This window comes from Clostridioides sp. ZZV14-6153 (assembly GCF_020657855.1).
In the GTDB taxonomy this organism is placed as follows: domain Bacteria; phylum Bacillota; class Clostridia; order Peptostreptococcales; family Peptostreptococcaceae; genus Clostridioides.
Genome location: NZ_JAGWCZ010000002.1, coordinates 119019 through 141151, shown reverse-complemented (window position 1 = coordinate 141151; position 22133 = coordinate 119019). Strand labels below are relative to the sequence as shown.

Annotated in this window: 19 protein-coding genes and 1 other annotated feature; of the genes, 3 read left to right on the top strand and 16 right to left on the bottom strand. The window is 27.8% G+C overall.

All coding sequences use genetic code 11. The annotated features are described in order from the left end of the window. Position 1: 1 nt before the first annotated feature. Positions 2-1036, bottom strand: coding sequence for a low-specificity L-threonine aldolase (gene ltaE, locus KGF46_RS03435; protein WP_227828108.1), 1035 nt, complete (start codon positions 1034-1036; stop codon positions 2-4). A gap of 310 nt (positions 1037-1346) precedes the next feature. Between ltaE and KGF46_RS03430 the strand changes: the two genes are divergently transcribed. After that, complete coding sequence (locus tag KGF46_RS03430) at positions 1347-3122, top strand: NFACT RNA binding domain-containing protein (RefSeq protein ID WP_227861798.1); 1776 nt, start codon at positions 1347-1349, stop codon at positions 3120-3122. Between the two features lie 189 nt (positions 3123-3311). Here KGF46_RS03430 and cplR read toward each other — a convergent pair whose 3' ends face one another. From cplR to KGF46_RS03365, 13 genes are all read right to left on the bottom strand, one after another. Continuing rightward, positions 3312-4970: an ABC-F type ribosomal protection protein CplR gene (cplR, locus tag KGF46_RS03425; protein WP_227861797.1), complete on the bottom strand. Its 1659-nt coding sequence runs from the start codon at positions 4968-4970 to the stop codon at positions 3312-3314. A gap of 292 nt (positions 4971-5262) precedes the next feature. Then, a complete protein-coding gene (locus tag KGF46_RS03420; RefSeq protein WP_227828105.1) occupies positions 5263-6471 on the bottom strand; it encodes a uracil-xanthine permease family protein in 1209 nt (402 codons plus the stop codon). A gap of 284 nt (positions 6472-6755) precedes the next feature. Further along, the gene (pyrR, locus tag KGF46_RS03415) at positions 6756-7289 is read right to left on the bottom strand and encodes a bifunctional pyr operon transcriptional regulator/uracil phosphoribosyltransferase PyrR (RefSeq protein ID WP_227828104.1); all 534 of its coding nucleotides are present in this window, start codon (positions 7287-7289) and stop codon (positions 6756-6758) included. Between the two features lie 361 nt (positions 7290-7650). After that, the gene (locus tag KGF46_RS03410) at positions 7651-8598 is read right to left on the bottom strand and encodes an RluA family pseudouridine synthase (protein ID WP_227842073.1); all 948 of its coding nucleotides are present in this window, start codon (positions 8596-8598) and stop codon (positions 7651-7653) included. Continuing rightward, the gene (gene lspA / locus KGF46_RS03405) at positions 8567-9013 is read right to left on the bottom strand and encodes a signal peptidase II (RefSeq protein WP_227828102.1); all 447 of its coding nucleotides are present in this window, start codon (positions 9011-9013) and stop codon (positions 8567-8569) included. The genes KGF46_RS03410 and lspA overlap by 32 nt, the downstream gene beginning before the upstream one ends. Before the next feature lie 301 nt (positions 9014-9314). Then, positions 9315-10094 (bottom strand): polysaccharide deacetylase family protein, encoded by a 780-nt coding sequence (locus KGF46_RS03400; protein ID WP_227861796.1) that lies wholly within the window; start codon positions 10092-10094, stop codon positions 9315-9317. Positions 10095-10144: 50 nt separating this feature from the next. Further along, positions 10145-10627, bottom strand: coding sequence for a TraR/DksA C4-type zinc finger protein (locus KGF46_RS03395; protein ID WP_227828100.1), 483 nt, complete (start codon positions 10625-10627; stop codon positions 10145-10147). 184 nt (positions 10628-10811) lie between these two features. Continuing rightward, entirely contained in the window at positions 10812-12233 is a 1422-nt protein-coding gene (locus tag KGF46_RS03390) for a carbon starvation protein A (protein ID WP_227828099.1), read from the bottom strand. 146 nt (positions 12234-12379) lie between these two features. Next, complete coding sequence (locus KGF46_RS03385; RefSeq protein ID WP_227828098.1) at positions 12380-13150, bottom strand: LytR/AlgR family response regulator transcription factor; 771 nt, start codon at positions 13148-13150, stop codon at positions 12380-12382. A 4-nt stretch (positions 13151-13154) separates the two neighbouring features. Further along, entirely contained in the window at positions 13155-14357 is a 1203-nt protein-coding gene (locus KGF46_RS03380; RefSeq protein WP_227842069.1) for a LytS/YhcK type 5TM receptor domain-containing protein, read from the bottom strand. A 529-nt stretch (positions 14358-14886) separates the two neighbouring features. Beyond that, positions 14887-15888: a tryptophan--tRNA ligase gene (trpS, locus tag KGF46_RS03375; protein ID WP_227856296.1), complete on the bottom strand. Its 1002-nt coding sequence runs from the start codon at positions 15886-15888 to the stop codon at positions 14887-14889. 23 nt (positions 15889-15911) lie between these two features. Then, a complete protein-coding gene (locus KGF46_RS03370; protein WP_227828095.1) occupies positions 15912-16610 on the bottom strand; it encodes a 5'-methylthioadenosine/adenosylhomocysteine nucleosidase in 699 nt (232 codons plus the stop codon). Between the two features lie 42 nt (positions 16611-16652). Next, positions 16653-16893: a binding site (T-box leader), on the bottom strand. Positions 16894-16986: 93 nt separating this feature from the next. Then, complete coding sequence (locus KGF46_RS03365) at positions 16987-18390, bottom strand: amino acid permease (protein WP_227828094.1); 1404 nt, start codon at positions 18388-18390, stop codon at positions 16987-16989. 494 nt (positions 18391-18884) lie between these two features. Between KGF46_RS03365 and KGF46_RS03360 the strand changes: the two genes are divergently transcribed. Next, positions 18885-19961, top strand: a complete 1077-nt coding sequence (locus KGF46_RS03360; protein WP_227432453.1) for a M24 family metallopeptidase — start codon at positions 18885-18887, stop codon at positions 19959-19961. 88 nt (positions 19962-20049) lie between these two features. Here the strand turns inward: KGF46_RS03360 and KGF46_RS03355 are convergent, their stop codons facing one another. Then, positions 20050-20892 carry a DegV family protein gene (locus tag KGF46_RS03355; protein ID WP_227829142.1) on the bottom strand — a complete coding sequence of 281 codons (843 nt, stop codon included), beginning with the start codon at positions 20890-20892 and terminating at the stop codon, positions 20050-20052. A 184-nt stretch (positions 20893-21076) separates the two neighbouring features. Here KGF46_RS03355 and KGF46_RS03350 point away from each other — a divergent pair, with 184 nt between their 5' ends. Further along, entirely contained in the window at positions 21077-21649 is a 573-nt protein-coding gene (locus KGF46_RS03350; RefSeq protein WP_227829143.1) for a TetR/AcrR family transcriptional regulator, read from the top strand. Between the two features lie 144 nt (positions 21650-21793). Here KGF46_RS03350 and KGF46_RS03345 read toward each other — a convergent pair whose 3' ends face one another. After that, entirely contained in the window at positions 21794-22066 is a 273-nt protein-coding gene (locus tag KGF46_RS03345; protein ID WP_227829144.1) for a hypothetical protein, read from the bottom strand. Positions 22067-22133 lie beyond the last annotated feature (67 nt).

Here is a 22133-nt window from a genome sequence, read left to right as displayed (position 1 = left end):
ATTAGCATACACCTATTAATTCTTTAAGTGTTTTTAAAACATAATCTAAATCTTCTCTAGTAATATCTACATGAGTTACAAATCTATACTCCCCATTTTCCATTTTATTGATTTTTATATTTCTTTCAAAAAACTCTTTTATTAAAACATCTTCTTTTATTACATCTTCACTCATTTTAAAGAATACCATACTCAGGTCTGGATTAGTGTTATTTACTTCAATGCCTTCAATTTTATCCAACTCACAAGCTAAATATTTTGCATTATCATGGTCTTCATTTAATCTCAGTGTCATTTTTTCAATAGCAATTATACCAGCTGCTGCAACTATACCAACTTGTCTCATTCCCCCACCCATAACTTTTTGCTTTCTTCTAGCTTTTGCTATAAATTCTTTACTTCCAGCAAGAATAGAACCCATTGGTGCAGCTAAACCTTTTGATACACAGAACATAACACTGTCACAACATTGTGCAATTTCTTTAGCTTCTACACCTAAAGTTAATGCTGCATTAAATAATCTCGCTCCATCTAAATGCACTGGTAAATTGTGTTTTTCAGCTATTTTTTTAATTTCTTTTAAATTGTCAAGACTTACAACAGTTCCACCTGAGTATGCATTTTCTACACATATAAGACCTGTTTGTGGTTCATGTATATCATCTCTCCTAATTGCCTTCTCAACAAGCTCAGGATTAAGAGCTCCACTTTCATCTTCATCTATAGTTCTAAGTTGAACTCCAGCTATTACAGCAGGTGCTCCAACTTCATGAGTCACAATATGATATCCTTTACCAATAATGATTTCTTGACCTCTTAGGCAGTGAGTAAACAAAGCTAACTGATTTCCAAAAGTTCCACTTGGAAGGAAAATAGCATCTTCTTTTCCAACTTTAGCTGCTGCTAATTCTTCAAGTTTATTTACAGTAGGGTCATCTCTAAAGATTGAATCTCCAACAGGAGCCTTTGCCATGGCTTCTCTCATTTCATCAGTAGGCATAGTAACAGTATCACTTCTTAAATCAATAAATTTCATTTTTTCAACCTTCTTTCATATTTATATATTATACAGCTTTAATATTTATTTAGTTTTGTAAAGTTTATATACTCTTATAAGTTATTCTTTACACACTAATTATACTACATTTGTTTTATATTTAAGCAAATTTAAATTATTAATTTGAAAATATAATGCTGATTCTATTGTGAGTATATCCTGTAAGTATAAATAATTATAAAATTTATACATTAATCCATGTTGTTTAAATTCCCCCTAGTCATAGAGCATATATTATGTGTATAATTAATTTACTGACTTATTTTGGTCAAAGAAAGGGGTGCTATATATGGCATTAGATGGATTAGTTATACATTCAATAGTAGATGAATTATCATCAAAACTTACAGGTGGAAAAATAGATAAGATTCATCAACCTGAAGATGATGAGGTAATTTTTAATATAAGAAACAACAAAGAAAATTTTAGATTGGTTTTAAGTGCAAGTGCTTCAAATCCTAGGGTTTATTTAACAAGCAATTATAAAAAAGAAAATCCCCTAAAGGCTCCTATGTTTTGTATGTTGCTTAGAAAATATATACAAGGTGGAAATATTATAGAAATTTCTCAAATTGGTTTTGAAAGAATAATAAAAATCAGTGTTGAGTCTTTAGATGAATTAAAAGAAAAGACAATCAAAAATATTATAATTGAAATTATGGGAAGACATAGTAATATAATAGTAACTCATAATGAAGATGATAAAATTATAGATTCTATAAAAAGAGTGCCTTTTAGTATAAGTAGAGTTCGTCAGGTTTTACCTGGTCATAGTTACTCATTGCCACCAAAGCAGGATAAACTTAACCCTCTTGATAATATATCTAAAGATTCATTTATTGGCAATCTAAATGAATTTGACGGCCCTATTTTTAAGTCCATATATTCTAAATTTTTAGGTATAAGCCCTACTATCGCCAAAGAAATTTGTTATAGGGCAGATGTAAATCAAAACGATATTATCAAAGATATATCTAGTCAGCAGTTTGATTCTTTATACAGGGAATTTTGTAGTTTATTTAATGATATAAACTCTAATAAATTTTCACCTTGTATTGTTATAGATAAAAAATTAGATAAAGTGGTTGATTTCAGTTGTGTCAATCTTACATTGTTTAATGATTTATCATATATCAATAAGGAAAGTATGTCTACTATACTAGAAGATTTCTACAGAAATAAAGATATTAAAGATAGAATCAATCAACGTTCATCTGACTTAAAGAAAAGCATATCTGTTAAATTGGATAGACTTTATAACAAACTTAGAAAGCAAGAAGAAGAATTGTTAGAGTCTGAAAATGCAGCTATTTATAAAGTAAAGGGTGAACTAATTACGTCTTATATATATATGGTAGAGAAAGGGATGGAAAATATTGAGGTTGCCAATTTCTATGATGAAGAGTGTAAAAATGTAACAATAGAATTAAATAAAAACTTAACTCCATCTGAAAATGCTCAAAAATATTTTAAAAAGTATACTAAAATGAAACATGCCAAAGTTGAAATATCTCACCAAATTTCATTGAACAAAGAAGAAATAGATTACTTAGAAAACATAATTTTGAGTATTGAAAACTGTGAAAATTTGGCTGAATTACAAGATATAAAAGAAGAACTTGGTAAAGTTGGATATATCAAAGCACAAAAGAAAAGTAGTAAAAAAGACACTATGCCTTCTACAAATCCTCATGAATTTATTTCTTCTGATGGATTTAAAATCTTAGTTGGAAAAAACAACAAACAAAATGATTATCTTACACTAAGACTTGCTGATAATGATGATTTATGGATGCATACAAAAAATATTCCAGGTTCTCATGTAATAATAAAATCTGCTGGTAAAGAAGTCCCTGATAACACTATATTTGAGGGAGCTATGTTAGCTGCATTTTTTAGCAAGTCAAAGCTTTCTTCTCAAGTACCTATAGATTATACAAAGAAAAAAAATGTAAAAAAACCTAGTGGCTCTAAACCTGGTATGGTTATCTATGAAACTAATAGTACTATTTATGTTACTCCTGAAGAAGAAATGGTAGCTAAACTTAAGATTAAATCTGAATAAAGTATATCTCATAAATATAAAAATTACTGACTGATAAATAATAATATATTTATCATATTAACTAAAAGTAGTGGCATTCTTATTATATAAGAATGCCACTTTTAATTTTATTTATTTTTAGCTCTTTAATAACTAATGTATATATTTAAATCAATTAATTTCTGTTTTTATAAAAATCCAACAATTAGTTTAATTTTGAGAACTATTTTTTATACTTCTAATTTGTTTTAATAACTCATTATATTCTAATTCATAACACTCTTTTTTTAAGTTATCTTTTTCTATTGACAGCATAGATATAATGTTTGTAAGTCTGTTTTCTAATACTAAAAGTTTTTCTTGTTTAACTTTACTTTCTCTACTAGGAGTTTTTTTATTTCTACTAATGATATAATCATTATAATTACAATCAAACTCCTTTATATGCCTATCTTTTATTTCTAAAAAATAGTCACAAATATGAGATATAAATACTCTATCATGAGACACTATAAGCACAGTTTTATCAGTATTTATCAATGCTTTTTCCAATGCTTCCATAGATTTTATATCCAAGTAATTAGTTGGCTCATCAAGAACTAAAAAATTATTATCTTCTAGTATTATTTTACATAGAGCTATCTTTACCGTTTCTCCTCCACTAAGAACCTTAACTTTTTTATAAACAGTATCACCTTTAAATCCAAATAAACTTAAGTTTATTCTTATAAAAGACTCATCAAATGAACTATTTGATTTGATATTGTACAAAATACTCTTTTCCTTATCTAATGAATCTTGGTTTTGGTCAAAATAACCTATCTTTGCCTTGTTATTTATCTTTATACAATCGTTTTTATTACTAAGTATTTCTCTTATCAGAGTACTTTTTCCACATCCATTATCACCTAATAAAGCTATTTTCTTCCCTCTTTTTACCTTGAAAGAAATATTATCCAATAAAAGCTTATTTCCTACCTTTAAAGTTAAATCCTTTAATTCCACTAAGTTTTTGCTGATTATTTCCATACCATCCTGTATTTTAATATTCATATCTGCAGAGACCTTAGGTTTATCTTTCACTTCCAATTTTTCAATTCTACCTTCTAATGCTTTTACACTTGAGTCTACTTTTTTCTTATTTTTTTGACCACCCATTTTATGCAATCTAGCTTCTGAATTCCCCATTCGTTTTGGAGTCTTCCTTATACCATCACTTAAAGATTTTTTACCTAAAAGAGCCTTCTCCAATCTTTTTTTCTCATTTATATATTCATGATATTCAAAGTCAGCTCTTTTTATCTCTTCATCCTTTTGTTCTAAATAATCAGTGTAATTACCTTTATAAGCTTTTAATTTGCCACTTTCCAGCTCCAATATAGTTGTACATAATTCATCTAAAAAACGTCTGTCATGAGATATTAATAATAATGCTCCTTTATGTCTTTTAAACATATTTTCCAAAATATCTATACTCTTTTTATCTAAATTTGAAGTGGGTTCATCTGCTATTATTATATTTTTCTTATTATTCAGTGCATCTGCTATCTTTAGCTTAACTTTTTCTCCTCCAGATAAATAATCTTCAAATTTATCTGGTGCATTTAATAGACTCTTTTCTTTACTATCATTACATTTTTCAATATTATTTTCACTCTGACTTATATATGAATAGCTATCTGTAAGATAAACACAACCATTATCAATTTCTATTTCACCTAATATTGCTCTTAATAAAGTTGTTTTTCCTTGACCATTTGAACCAACTAAACCTATTCTCTCATTCTCTAATATTTCAAGTTTATCTATATCCAAAATTAATTTATCAGCATAATATTTTTTTAAATTTTCTACTTTTACTAACATCATAAAAAAATCCCTCCCTGGTATACTTAAATATAAGGAGAGATTTACATAAATAGGCACAATAACTAAACGTATAGACTATAATCTACTCTCCTTAATTTAAGCATCATAAATAAAGCCACCAATATAGGCTTTTCAAAATTTACAATACTTTAAATTATAAAAAATAGATTATATTCTCATCTTCCCAGTTACCTTACCCTTTCTTTTATTTATTTTTAATCATTATATCAACATTAGTTACTAATGTCTATATAAAATTGATTATTTAAAATAATATATACTTAATTAATTATTATTTTTCAACTTTAAAATCTTGATTATTCAATATTCTATTTAGTACAATACCGACAATTGCAGCCAAACTAAGACCAGTTATCTTTACAGTACTTGTTATAGGAATTCCTATAGAAATCCCTTTATTAGATAAGTAGGTTGTTCCAAGACCTATCAATAATATAACTGCTATTATCAATATATTTACTTTACTTTCTACACAAGAACTATCTCTTATAGTTTTTAATCCAACATAAGTTATCATTGAAAATAACATTATACTTATTCCACCCATAACTGAACCTGGTATACTTTGAAGAAATCCTCCAAACTTCCCTACACATGCAAGCAATATAGCAAATACTGCTGTACGTCTAAGTATTGAAGGGTCATAGTTTTTAGTTATCGCAAGTACTGCTGTATTTTCTCCATAAGTTGTGTTAGCTGGTCCACCTAAGCAACCTGCTACTATAGTTGCAAATCCATCACCAAGTAACGTTCTGTTTAATCCTGGATTCTCTATAAAGTTTTTTCCTACAACGGCACCGTTAGTAGTCATATCTCCTATATGCTCCATAAATACAGCTAAAACAACTGGAGATATAATCACAATTGCACCTAAACTAAACTTAGGAATTGTAAAGTTAGGTATCGCAAGTAAACTTGCTTCTGTAATTGTAGTTATATCTACTAATCCCAGTACCAAACATATTATATATCCAGAAAAAACGGCTATTAATATACCTAATTGTTTTATAAATCCTCTACCAAACTTATTAGTCAAAATTGCTATTGCTAAGGTCATGAATGCTATTATAAAATTAGCTGAAGCCATATTAAAAGCTGTTGGCAATAAGTTTAAACCTATAACTGCTATCATAGCTCCTGTAACTTGTGCTGGAAAATATAACTTAATTTTATCCACCCCAACTACTTTCACTATAATTGACATTATAATATAAATTAATCCTGCTACTATTATACCACCCTGAGCATATGCTAAATCTCCTCCATAAGCTTCTTTAGCTGCTAGTATAACAGGGATAAAAGCAAAACTTGAACCTAAAAATGCAGGTACTTTTCCTTCTGTGCAAAAATGAAATATCAATGTACCAACACCAGCGCAAAAAATTGCAACTGATGGGTTAAAGCCTGTTAAAATGGGAACTAATACTGTCGCTCCAAACATGGCCAATAAATGTTGTAAAGACATTATCGTTTTTTTCATAAAAACCTCCAAAAATTATTATATATGAATAAATCCTTTGTTCAATTAATATATTTTAATTAATTATAATTCCCTAGATTCTATTTTTTAATCTCTATATACTTATTATGCAAATCATCATTTTTTTACATTTTACGACATTGAAAGCCCAAATAAAGGAGAATAGAAACTACATTAATCTACACATTAATAAACTTGTATTATTTATTTTGTGCAATATATGTAAGCTTTATCCTCCTCCATGACTATACAATGCTGAGCTTTTATATAATATTAAAAAATCACTATTCTTTGATTGTAACTGAATCTTCTCCATCAATTTCTAATAAACTAACAGATATAATTTCATGTCTTGAAGTAGGGACATTTTTTCCTACATAATCTGCTCTTATAGGCAACTCTCTATGTCCTCTGTCCACTAATACTGCTAATTGTATTGATTTAGGTCTTCCTATATCAATAATAGCGTCAAGTGCTGCTCTTACAGTTCTTCCTGTATATAACACATCATCAACTAAAACTACTGTTTTATCATCTACATTAAAGTCTAGATATGTTCCCTTGACTACTGGTTCAACATTAACTTTTTCTAAGTCATCTCTATAAAGTGTTATATCAATATCTCCAGTGTCTACTTTTGTTCCTTCTATTTGTTCTATTCTTTTAGAGATTCTATTTGCAATTGGTACACCTCTAGTCTTTATTCCAACTAATACTAGGTTTTCTACACCTTTATTTCTTTCAATTATCTCATGACTTATCCTAGTAATTGCTCTTGCTATAGCCTTTTCATCCATTAATTGAGCTTTTTCTACCATATCATAACTATTGTCAAAAAAATATACTCTCTTTTATTTTGACAAATCTACTCCTCTCTCTTAAATTTTTACAACACCACTTTATTAAAATTTTCAATTTAAACAACAAAAAACTTCTCATCACAAGACAAGAAGCTTTTATATAAAAAATATATAGTCTAATTCAGCAATTGTCTTACGATATCTCTGTATCGTTTAAAGATAATTTTTATACTCCATTAACTCAAATTATATATTTATATTTCAAATTTTTCAAGCTTTTTTAATCAAAATACTTTAATATAAAATATTTTAGCTAAACTTCACTAATTTTATGACTTGTATAAATCTAATTAGATGATTTATAATATCATATAAATTTTTATTTAATTTTTCTAAGAACTTCCTTAAAGTATTCTGGTAATTCTGAATCAAATTCAATATATTCCTTAGTGGTAGGATGTATAAATCCCAATTTCTTAGCATGTAAAGTTTGTCCCTTTAGTTTAAACTTATTTTCTTTAGGTCCATATACACTATCACCTAAAAGTGGATGATTTATAGATAAAGCATGCACTCTTATTTGATGAGTTCTACCAGTTTCAAGTCTAGCTCTCATATGAGTAAATTTATCAAACCTATCTACCACTTCAAAATGAGTTACTGCATTTCTTCCATCTTTTACTACAGCCATTTTTAATCTATCCTTAGGATTTCTTCCTATAGGTTTGTCTACAGTTATTTTATCTTCTTTAACTACACCATAACATATAAATTCATACTCCCTAGTTATAGAATGCTCTTTTAATTGTTCTGCTAAAAAATTATGTGCATAATTATTTTTAGCTACCATAAGAAGACCAGAAGTATCTTTGTCTATTCTATGAACTATGCCAGGTCTAATAACACCATTTATTGATGATAACTTATCTTTACAATGATACAAAATTCCATTTACCAATGTATTTTCATAATTTCCAGGAGCAGGGTGAACAACCATATCCTGAGATTTATTAATTATTAAAATATCATCATCTTCATATACAATATTTATTGGTATATCTTGAGCTACAACCTCTAAAACTTTAGGTTCTGGTATTTCTATAATAATCTTATCTTCTTCTTTAACTAAATATTTTGCTTTTTCTACTTTATTATTAACTTTTACTTTACCATCTTTTATAATTTTTTGTATGTAGCTTCTTGACATATCTCCTAATTGTTCTGCTAGATAAACATCAAGTCTAACCTCTTCTTCCTCTTCAAGCACTAAAAACTCTCTTACATTCTCCATCAAATCACCTACTTTTACTTTCAAAAAATAAAACATATATACATAAAAATACAGTTCCTACAACTACAAATACATCTGCTACATTAAATACATACTCCCATATAATCCTAAAGTCAAAATAATCTACTACAAACCCTAATCTAACTCTATCAATTAGATTTCCTAATGCACCAGATATTATTAATATGATTCCCAACTTCCCAGATGTATGTACTTTTCTTGTATTGAGATAGTATAACCCAAACACTGTTGCAAGTAATGCAACTATTATAAATATCCATTGATTATTTTGTAATAGTCCAAATGCTGCACCTCTATTTTCAACGTAAGTTAGATGAAATACATTCTTTATTATTGGTATTGTAGATACATTAACCAAATTGTTTAACACCCATAGTTTAGACAATTGGTCTAATCCTATAAGCAGAATTATTATTAACACATATAACAATGATTTTTCCCCCTATAAATTATTTAAAAATCAATTTTGATTTAAATTCACTATTACCATTATACAAAAAAAATACTATAAAGAGCAACTCTGTTAAAATTGAATTTTTTAGTGAAACTAATCAAAAATAATATTAACCTTTCTGTATTATAAACCGTTACACATTTAAAATTGTATTATTATATATAAAAGATTTAAAAGTACTCTATTATTCAATACTTTTGTGTATTTTATAGCTTAAAGATTAATGATGCTTGTATTTTAAATTTACAAGCATCATTAATCTTTAAACAAATATCCTTTATTTTTGCACTTGTTCATTTTTATCTAAATGTTGTATAAGTTCAGATACTGTTACAAATTTATACCCTTTTTCTTTTAACTTGGGAATTACTACTTCCAAAGCCTGTATAGTCTGAGATTTATTATTTCTCTTATTATTGTAATCATGTAAAAGTATTATATTTCCGTTTTGTACTTTTGTAAGAATAGTATTAATAATACTATCAACACCAGGATTTGACCAGTCTCTAGGGTCTAAGTTTGACCAAAGAATTATATTCATACGTTTAGAAACTATAATATCACAAACACTTTTGCTCATGGCTCTATATGGAGGTCTAAATATTTTTGGCTCTACTCCAATTACACTCTTTACAGCATTTTGTGTATCTGTTATTTCTTTTTCTACTTTATTATAGCTATTTTTTTCAACATTTATATGTGTAAATGTATGATTTCCTATCTCATGACCTTCTTCATACTGTCTTTTTAGCAATTCTTTGTTATATTCAACTTTTTCTCCAACTACAAAAAAAGTTGCCTTTACATCATTTTTCTTTAATATATCAAGTACTTGTGGTGTAAAGTCCTCATCTGGTCCATCATCAAAAGTCAATGCTAGAATTTTTTCGTCATCATTTCCTTTCTTGATTATTACATCTTCATAATCGTCCTTTATATTGTCATTTAAACTATAGGCTTCTTTTGAGATATTTTGATTATGTGTATTTTGATTATATGTATATACACCTACTATTGATAATACGAATATACATATACCCCACATTGCTTTTTTCATGTCATTACCTCTTTTCTTAATTCATTCTAACAATATATGATGTCAATTTTTTAATCTCTTAATGTTCCATTTTTGTTTAAATCAGTTAAATTTGTTAAGTCTGTTGAATAAAAATTAGAATCCTCCACATCAGGATTTTCACTTGCATCTCCTAATAAATCCTCTTCTTTTTTTGCACACTCATTACATAAATTTGTATCAGGTAGTATATCCAATCTTTCTAAATCTATTTGATTATGACATAAATCACAAAGTCCGTATGTTCCATTTTCTATTTTAGATAATGCCAAATCTATTTGATATAATCTGCCTTCTTCATGATTTATTAAACTATTTTGCATATTTTGCATATATAAATCTGTTCCCATATCTCCTATATGATTATCATAACTAGATAACTCTCCTGATGAATACTTTTCACTGGTATGTTTAGTTGTATCTCCAAATAAAGTATTGTCTTTCATATCTCCCACTAAATTAGTCAAATTTTCTCTTTCTTTCAATAATTTATCTTTGTATTTGTTAGTATCCATTTTCAACACCTCTAATTTTAATATTTATATTGTAAAAATAGTATGTGGAAAACTAAATTAAAAATACAATAAAAAGTAAGATTTGATTTTTTCAAAAAAAATTTGTAGGCAAATTTTAAATTCACCTACAAATTTTTAAAACATAATTTAAATTTTATATTTTTTATTTTTTGTAATGATTGTATTAACTTGCTAATTTATGAGTATTTTGTTCTTTTATATCTTTAGCTTTTTTAAAGAATAAAATACCAAGAATTATTGCAACAGCAATACCTATTCCATTAGATATATTTACTGGTAGTCTAAAACCTTCTTTTGCTTGCATTATATAACTAAATGTCACTACAGTCATAAAAAGTGCTGGCAATGTAGTTATGTAGTGATTTTTATTTGCTTTAACCAAATATGCAGAACCAGTCCACAACATTATCATAGCAAGTGTTTGATTTGCCCAAGAGAAGTATCTCCAGATTATATTAAAATCTATAAACGTAAGAGCAACACCTACTGCAAACAATGGTAAAGCTATTAAAAATCTATTTTTAACTGCATCTTGATTGTAGTTCATTGCATCAGCTATTGTTAATCTGGCACTCCTAAATGCTGTATCACCTGAAGTTATAGGACATGCTACAACACCAAGTATAGCCAAAGCTCCTCCAATAGGTCCCATTAATCCAACAGACACTGTATTTACAACAGTAGCTGCTCCACCATCATTAAATATTACATTAAGTTGAGGTATACCATGGAAATATGACATAGCTGCTGCTGCCCAAACTAAAGCTATTATTCCTTCTGCAACCATTGAACCATAAAATACTGGTCTTGCTTCACTCTCTCTTTCAACACATCTTGCCATAAGTGGTGATTGTGTTGCATGAAAACCTGATATTGCCCCACATGCTATTGTTATAAATAAATATGGGAATAGAGGTGTTCCATTTGGATTCATATTTTGTAAATTTATATTTGGTATGTTATAACCCTTTATTATTAATCCTCCTGCTACACCTACTGCCATAATTAATAAAGCAGCTCCAAATAAAGGATATATTTTTCCAATTAACTTATCTATTGGTAAAACAGTAGCCATTATATAATAAAGAATTATTACTCCAACCCATATTTGTGTATTTACTCCTGTTAATGTTTTTAGTAATCCTGCTGGACCTGTTACAAAAACAACTCCAACCAATACCAAAAGAATAACACTAAATATTCTCATTGCTATTTTTGCACTATTACCTAAGTAAAGACCTACTAATTCTGACGCAGATGTACCTTTATTCTTCATTGATAAATATCCAGAAGCAAAGTCATGTACACCACCTGCAAAAATTGTCCCAAATACTATCCATAAAAATGCTGATGGCCCAAATAATGCACCTTGTATAGCACCAAATATAGGACCTAAACCTGCGATATTTAAGAATTGAATTAAGAAAATTCTTTTCCATTTCATTGGAACATAATCTACACCATCTCTACAAGCTATAGCTGGAGTTTGATTTTTATCATTAATTCCAAAAACCTTTTCTACAAATGTACCATAAATAAAATAACCTACTATAAGTACCACTATTGAACCTAAAAAACTTACCATAAATTCATCCCCTTAGTTTTTTATATAATTGCTTTATAAATTTTTATAAGTTTAAGAAAACTATTTCCAGTTCAAATAGTAATACTTTTTTGTACTAATATAAATGTTAATCACATTAAGTGCATATTTAAGTACATGAAATGACTTTATATATGCATTAATAGCCTGAATTCTTTTATTTTACTTCTACTTACAGTTACTTCATAATTGCTATCTTTTAACTTCAATATGTATGTATTATTAAACCATGGGATAATTTCTTTTACTTTAGTTAAATTTACTATGTAAGACCTATGTGTTCTAAAAAAAGTTTTATCATTTATTATATTTTCTACTTCTGATATGCCCTCTTTCAGTATAAAAGTTTCCTTTTCAGTATATATAAATGTCTGTCTTTCATTAGCCTCACAGTAGTATATATCATCAATATCTATTACAACCAATTTATCACCTTTCCAAAGGCTAATTTTATGTGTTATTTCCTCTATATTTTGATTTATTGTACCTTTTTTATCACTAGATACATAATTATTATCACTAGATATTTCACTACTATTTGTTTCACTTTTCTCTAACTTATCCAACATTGATGTAATTCTATCCTCAGAATAAGGCTTAAGTACATAGTCAAATACACCTAATGAAAAAGCATCTACTGCATAATTTTCATATGCCGTTATAAAAACTATTTTGGGTCTTGCTTTAAATTGATTTAATGTTTTTGCAAGTAACATTCCATCAAGATGAGGTATATTTATGTCCAAAAAAATTACATCTATTTTATTTTCTTGAATAAAATCTAGTACCTCTATACCATTAGTAAATTCACTTACTACCTCAATCTTGCTTTTATTTTCAATAAAATATCTTAATTCCTTTCTTGCTGGAAACTCATCCTCAACTATTATCGCTTTCATCTTCCTACTCCTTTACATAAAACATAATTAAAGTTCCTTTATCAGTTCTTCTCATATTAAGACCACTTCCATACATTAGCTTAAGTCTTAAATGAACATTATAAAGGCCAATCTTATTTTCTGGCATATTATCTTGATATACATTATTTATAACTTCTTCACTTATACCTATACCATCATCCTCAATCGATATTCTCACAGTATTTTCTAATGAATGTTGTAACTTTTTTATAGATATTTTTACTACACCAGCTCTTCCACTTTCCAAAATCCCATGTATTATTGCATTCTCTACTATTGGCTGTATAATTAAGCTTGGAATTTTTATATTTACATCATCTATATCATAAATTATAGTCAATAAGTCTCCAAATCTAGCCTTTTCTATTTCTACAAAAGATTTAACTTGCTCAATCTCTTTATTTATGTCTATCAAGTTATCACTATATTCAAGATTGTATCTCAAATAAGTTGATAAATTTATTATGAGTTCTCTAGCTTTATCTGGATTAAATCTTATAAAGGATGCTATCGTATTTAAAGAATTAAATAAAAAATGTGGATTAATTTGCCTTTGAAGTGCTTTTATTTCTGCTTTATTTCTTGCTTCTATATCCTTTTTATCTTTTTCAATTCCCTCAACTATAGATATAACAAACCCTATACCAATTTGTCCGACAATTAAAGGTAAATATATCACATTAATTATTTTAATTGCCAGAGAATGAGGCTGTGATATTAAATATATAAGTAATATAGTAAAACTTTCAGAAATCATACCTACTAGTATTCCATATATCACTCTATGCTTTTTTGGTATCTTTTTATATAAAAACCCTGATAACACACCTGCTAGTATGCTTGATAAAAGGCAGGGCATGGATGTTATACCTCCAATATCCATAAAATACCTATGTATACCTGACAGCAACCCTGCTGTAATACCTACAATTGGTCCAAATAAAACACCACCTGATACTATAGATATTATTCGAGTATTTACTATTGACCCCATATAATTTATACCATTGTAAGTACCAAATATAGCTAGAAAAGTAAAAACTAAAGATATACAAATCAAATCATTCAAGCTATATTCTTCTTTTTGAAATATTTGTTTAAATGTTTTTAGCTTTGTTATTAGAAGAAATAATACTACAATAAGACTTGTTTTTTCTATTAATGCTATTAAAATTGATGTTTTCATGTTTTTCCCTCTTATTTTCCCTGTTAAAAATAATTTTTACATATGTTATTGGTATTATTTTTATGGTTTATTAAATACATAAAAAATAATTGCCTTAATTATTGTATCATATCAGTTAAACATAAAATCAAACTCATTTAATTATATATATAAATTTTTTAAAACGTTTTTTTGATATATTATTGACAATTTTCTTTATAAGAGTTAAAATTAATTCATAAATTACATATTGAGTATAAAGTATAATGGATGTATGTTCAAGGTTAGTTCAGAAGGCTCTGGTTTTCTGATTTTTTTATGCTCAGTAGTGATATGCAAAAAAGAACAAAGTTAACGTCAGTTAACTTTTACCTTTATTCTACTTTCCCCAAAGTAAGAATAATCTAACCCCTTTGAGATGAGCAAAAGCTCATCTTTTTTTATTACAAAACTAAAGAGGATATTATCTTAATAATATCCTCTCTATTTCCTATAATATACTTTTTTAATAACTTTAAAATTTGTTTATTAAAGAAGATATATAATATAATTAATATCTTCTCTCTATAAATCCAACTTTTTTATAAACTTTTCTAAGAGTTTTTCTAGCTTGTTTTTCAGCCTTTTCAGCTCCCATAGTATATATTTTTTCTAAATAATCTTTATTATTAAGAAGGTCAACGTATTTTTCTCTTATCGGTCTTAAAGCTTCTGATACTACTTCAGCTACATCTTCTTTAAATACTCCATAACCTTTACCTTCATACATATTTGCAATTTCTTCTACACTCTTTTTGCTTAAATTAGAATATATATCAAGTAAGTTTTTAATACCAGGTTGTTCGTCAGTGTACTTTACAACACCTAAAGAATCAGTAACACTTCTCTTAATCTTTCTCTTTATAGTATCTGAATCATCTGCCAATAATATAAATGCATTGTCATTTGAATCAGATTTACTCATTTTCTTAGTTGGTTCTTGTAAACTCATTACTCTTGCTCCACCTTTTGGATAGTATCCTTCTGGAACTACAAATGTAGGTGAAAATCTATTGTTAAATCTATTTGCTAAATCACGAGATAATTCTAAATGCTGTTTTTGGTCATCTCCAACTGGAACCAAATCAGCTTGATATAATAGTATATCAGCAGCCATAAGAACTGGATACGTAAATAATCCTGCATTTAGATTTGCTTCACTCTTTTGTGATTTATCTTTAAATTGAGTCATTCTACTTAATTCACCCATATAAGTCATTGTATTTAATATCCACATAAGTTCAACATGTTCTTTAACATGTGATTGTATAAATATAGTATTTTTCTCTGGGTCTAATCCACAAGCTAGATATTGAGCAAGTAATTCTATAGTATTGGCTCTCAAAACTTTAGGGTCTTGAGGTACTGTTATTGCATGTAAATCAACAATACTATAATAACAATTATAATTTTCTTGAAGTTCAGTCCAGTTTTTTATAGCTCCTAAATAGTTTCCTAGAGTCATCTTACCTGATGGTTGTGCACCACTAAATATAACCTTTTTTTCACTCATATGATTTGTACCTCCTTATATATTTATATTGATTTTAACATGCTTAATACGATATCTTTAGAATTGTTGGCTGCCTCATGTACAAATACTTCATATGCAACACCAGCACTTCCATCTGCTTTATCAGACATCGCTCTTATTATAACAAATGGAACATTATTTAAGTAACATACATGAGCTATAGCTCCACCTTCCATCTCTCCACAATACCCGCCAAAATCATTTACTAATTCTTCTTTTAATTCTTTAGAGTTTATAAATATATCTCCTGTTACTACTCTTCCTTTTAATACTTTATGAGTTTTTGTTTCTTCTACAGAAGATTTATAGGCAGCTTCTACGAGTCTTTCATCTGCTTTAAATACAGATGTTTCCATTCTTGGTATAACACCTTTAGGGTCTCCAAATGCAGTAGTATCTATATCGTATTGTATCGCATCAGTTGAAATTACTATATCATTGACATCAAGATTTTCATTTAAAGCCCCTGCAACACCTGTATTAACAATAGCATCAACTTTAAATTCACTTATTAATATTTGTGCACAAAGAGCAGAGTTAACTTTTCCTATACCACATTTTACTAATACAACATTTTTTCCTTCTAAAGTTCCTTTATGAAATTCTAAGCTAGCTTTTTTTACAATTTCTTTAATATCCATTAAATTTACTAATATACTTACTTCTTCATCCATTGCACCTATAATTCCTATTACGTTCATTTTGCCTCCTAAATTTTCTATATTAAAAAATCCGTCCTAAATCAATAGGACGGATATATTTTCCGTGGTACCACCTAAATTTATATATACTCAAATCTGAATATATATATCTTAATATATGCTATAACGTGCACACACGATATCAGATAATCTACAGTCTTAAACTGCATTTCACCTTACTCCTCAAAGACCCATTCAATAAACACTTTTTATTAAGCTCTCAGCACCCTTAATTCTCTGTGTAAAAGTCTATTTATTTACTCTTTCTTATCTCAGGATTTAATTTATTAATTTCTTTATTTTATAATATTCCTTATGATATAAATTGTCAACTATATATATAATAATATCCAAAATATATATTTAAAATACATTTTTATTTAGCTGATCTCTTTTCGTATCTATTCCATAACCATAGACCAGATAAGATAACTAGAAGACCTCCACCAATCATTTCTATTTCATATATGATATTTTCAGCAAATGTAGGCATAACTGGTGCTGCTGATAACAATATACCAACTACAGTTACAGTTAAAACCATTTTAGCTAAACCTATACAAGTACTTGTTGATTTTGCCATAGTATATGGTCTAATTTCATCTGGTCTCTCTTTTCTTAGTTTAATATAAGAAGCATATAACAACACATATGGGAATAATGCAGTTAATGCTGTCATAGTTACAAGAACATTGTATATAGCATCAACAGAAGGCATTAATGTAGTCACCAATAATATTATAGTAACTATTATTGCTTGAAGTATAACTGCTTTAGAAGGTATCTTATGTTTATTTACTTCTACCAAACTATCTGGAAATACTCCTTTTTTAACACTACCAAATAACATTTTTATTGGTGATGCTATATAAAGAACTATTGCTCCTAATATTGAAAAAGCTATACCAAAAGCTATCAATTGAACTAACCAAGAACCTATTCCTAAAGATTCACAAACAGCTGCAAGTGCATCTAATACACCTTTAGAAGCAGTAATTTGGTCTGGTGGTATTATCATTGTTATTGCAATAGAACCTAATACATATAATGAAGCAACTATTCCAGCTGATATTAATATAGCTTTAGGGAAGTTCTTTTCAGGCTTATCTATTTCTGTTATAAAGTTAGCTGCAGTTTCTGCTCCTGCTAAACCAAACATTATAGCTGATATAGCAACAAATGCATCCATATTAAGTTTTGGAGTCATTGAAGCTATTGTATATGTTGAAGCTATATCATGTTTTTTCAATACTAATACTGCTAAAAATGAAAATATTATAAGTATAGCACTTGGTATTGTTGAACCTAATGCACCTGTATTAGTGAATATTTTTGTAAAACTTATTCCTTTAGTTGCTATAATAGATAATACCCAGAATATTACTAAAGATAATATAAGTACAAATATCTTATTATCTGCAAGTGCTGGATTTCCTATTGTATAAGAAACATTTACTGCTAAAAAAGTTAGGAATGAAGAATACCAAAATATTTTAGCTGTCCAGTTTAACCAAGAAACTAAAAATCCATATTTTTCTCCAAAGGCTTCCTTAACCCAATCATATAAACCTCCATCACCTTTTTGGTATGTAGAAGCTAATTCAGCACAAATTAAAGCTCCTGGTACGAAATATATAAATGAGAATAATAACCACATAGGTATTGCACCTAATCCTAAACCGAAGCTTGACGCTGTCGACTTAGCTATCCATCTTATACCATATAAAGCTGATACATTCATAAATACCAAACTCCATAGGCCTATTTTTTTCTTTTCCATCCTATTATAATTTCCCCTCTCTTTATTAATTAAAAATTGATTTCATAACTTTTAAAATAGATTCAGCCTATAAAATACTTCAATTTAACCTATAAAATACTTTAAATAGAAATATTTATACTTCAAATTTAGATATTTTGAAATCAAAATTTACTAAAAGTGATAAATTTTGAAAGTTCCATCACTTTCTCTTTAATGATACTAAATTTTTAAAATTGTTTCAATATTATTTTAATATAAAAATTTTTTTATTAATTTTCATAATTATATAACTATCTCAAATATATATTTTTACTTATTCAAGTTATTATTTTTATAAAATTTTCACAATATAAACTGATTTTACTTTTCTTTTAATGTAAAATGAGGAATTAAATTTAATATAAAAGATATATGTTAAAAATTTTTTATATTTCTAGAAGAAAAGTATACTAATTTTTGTTTAATAGTGCTAAAATTGATTTGTATCGAATTTTGATTAGGAGGAAATTATTATGAAGACTCAAAGATTAAATGCTGTACTTGAACAAATGAAAAAAGATGATATTTCTCAAATGTTGGTAAGTGATCCTACTTCAATATTTTATTTAACAGGATTACTAATCCACCCAGGTGAAAGACTACTAGCTTTATACCTAAATTTAAATGGTAATAATAAATTATTTATAAATGAATTATTCCCAGTTGCAGAAGATTTAGGTGTTGAAATGGTTTGGTTTAATGATACTCAAAATCCAATAGAAATAGTAACTGAACATGTAGACAAAAATGCTACTATGGGTGTTGACAAAAACTGGCCAGCTAGATTCTTATTAAGCTTAATAGAATCAGGTGGAGGAAGCAAATTTGTAAACTCATCTTATATAATAGATACTTTAAGAATGTGTAAAGATGAAGAAGAAAAAGAATTAATGAGAATAGCTTCAAGATTAAATGACAAAGGTATGGAACAACTTAAAGCTACTGTTTCTGGTGAACTTACAGAAAAACAACTTGTTGGTAAATTATCTAAAATATATGAAGACTTAGGTGCTGATGGATTTTCATTTGACCCTATCATAGGATTTGGTCCTAATGGAGCCAATCCACATGGAGAACCAGGAAATGCTCTTGTAAAACCAGGTGACGCAATAATATTAGATATAGGTTGCATAAAAGATAACTATTGTGCTGATATGACAAGAACTGTATTCTATAAAGAAATACCTGAAAAAGGTAGAGAAATATTTGAAATAGTTCTTGAAGCCAATAAGAGAGCTGAAGCTATTGTAAAACCAGGAGTTAGATTCTGTGATATAGATGCAGCTGCTCGTGATTACATAACTGAAAAAGGATATGGACAATACTTCACTCATAGAACAGGTCACTCTATAGGACTTGAAGTTCATGATAAGGGAGATGTATCTTCTATAAATACAGATACTGTACAACCAGGAATGATATTCTCTATAGAACCAGGTATATATTTACCAGGAGAGTTTGGAGTTAGAATAGAAGATTTAGTACTAGTTACTGAAGATGGTTGCGAAATACTAAACAAATATGACAAAGAAATATGTGTAGTTGGTTAATTATAAGATTAACTTAGTAACATCAAAATAAGCTGTATAAAAATGATTTTATTCATTTTTATACAGCTTTAACTTTTTAATTTATTATTTATATTGCAGTTATCAAAATTGCACCTTTTGAAGTATATGTTCCCATTACTGAACCAACTTCACAGATTACAACATCTTTATATTTAACATCCTTTTCCATAGCTTCTCTTACTTTTTGAGCCTTTTCAGGGCAGTTAGCATGTCCTATAAATAAAACCTTATCTTCTTTATCTATAATTTTTGATTCTACTAACTGAATCAGTTTTTTCAAGCTATTCCCTTCACCTCTTGCCTTATCTATTGGAGTTACAATCCCATCTGCAACTTGTATTATAGCCTTAAAATTTAATGTATTTATAATTTTTCCTGCTATTGGATTTATTCGCCCTCCTTTGATAGCGTTTTCTAGCGTCTCTAGAGTTCCATAAAATGGTGGATTGTCTTTATATCTATCTATTATTGAAACAATTTCTTCAAGTTCTTTTCCTTCTTTTATTAATATTGCCGCTTTTAATATTAATTGTCCTATGCCAATTGACCCACTAAGTGAATCTATAATTTCGATTTTTTTATTATTTCCTTCTTTTTCGAACATATCTTTTGCCAAAAGTGCACTATTATAAGTTCCAGATAATCCTGAACTTATATTAATTACTAATATACTTTCCTCTTCACATTGATATGCCTCTAAAAACTTATCTGGCGAAGGACATGATGTTTTTGGCAATAATTTACTTTCATCCATTTTTCTGTAGAAAGTTTCATTATCTATTTCCTTCCCAGATATATAGCTCTCTTCTCCAAAAGATACATTTAAACCAATAACTTCAATATTGTATTTCTCTATTATATGATTAGGTAAGTCACATGCACTGTCTACTATCAATTTTATTTTATCCATATTAACCTCACTATAATATATTGTTTTTGTTTATTCAGTCGGTCGTACGACCGATTTAATTATTATTTTATATTTTGAATTAAAAAAAGTCAATAGATATAGATTCTTGCTTTATTGACAATAATTTTCTATAAGCTTATAATGTTATTAATTTGTTATAAATATACATAGAAAGGTAGGTTTTATGAAAACAAATAATATGAAACAGGCTATTTTATTATCTGCTACTAATTTAATAGCCAAAAATGGAGTTCAAAATACTAGTCTTGCTGATATTGCAAAAGATGTGAATATAAGTAAGGGTACATTGTATTATCACTACTCATCTAAAAATGATATTATATATGACATTGCCGATACTCATTTAGAAGTTATAACTAGTGCTATATTAAACTGTGTAAAAAATGTCAAATCCAAAAATTCTCAAATAGAAATGGTCAACTTAATACTAGAAAAAATATCTACTATAGAAAGTCGTGGTAGAGTACATATGTATCTTATTTGTGAGGCTATTACTTCAAATGATGATTTGAAAGAAAGAATGAGATTAAAATATATTGAATGGCGAACTACCCTTAAATCTGAAATTATTGAATCCCTTGAAAAATATAGTGGTGATGAAAATGAACAGGATGCTGAATCTTTTTCTTTTTTACTTATGTCTATAGTTGATGGTTTGGTTGTCCAAAGCTTGTTAAAAACAGAAAAAATACCTTATGAAAATATTGCTTCTTTTTTAGTTAATCATTGGATTTAAACTTAATATTTTAATAATTAATAAAAGTGAACCATTAAAGTTTTTTACTTTAAACAGTTCACTTTTTTATTTGCTATGAATAATTTTTATTTAAACCTTCATGGAATCACAAAATAAAAATCATTTTATTAATTTAAAATATTTCTATTTATGTTGATGTGTATGCCCATCTAAATGTTCATGCCCATGTGTATGTGTATGTTCATGCCCATGCTCATGAGTCCCTGAAAATCCATCATCATGATTATGGTCATGCCCTACACCGTTTACGTGCTCATGTTCATGCCCATGACTGTGAGAATGTTCATGTGAATGTTGATTGCTATCTCCTCCACAACATCCTTCTCCTCCAGTTCCACAGCATCCATTTGCATGTGGATTATGATGATTTCTTACTACAAATCTTTCTCTTAACATATTATTATACCTCCTAGTATATTATTGAGCACTTCATGTGCCCCATTAGTTACAGTATACATCTAAC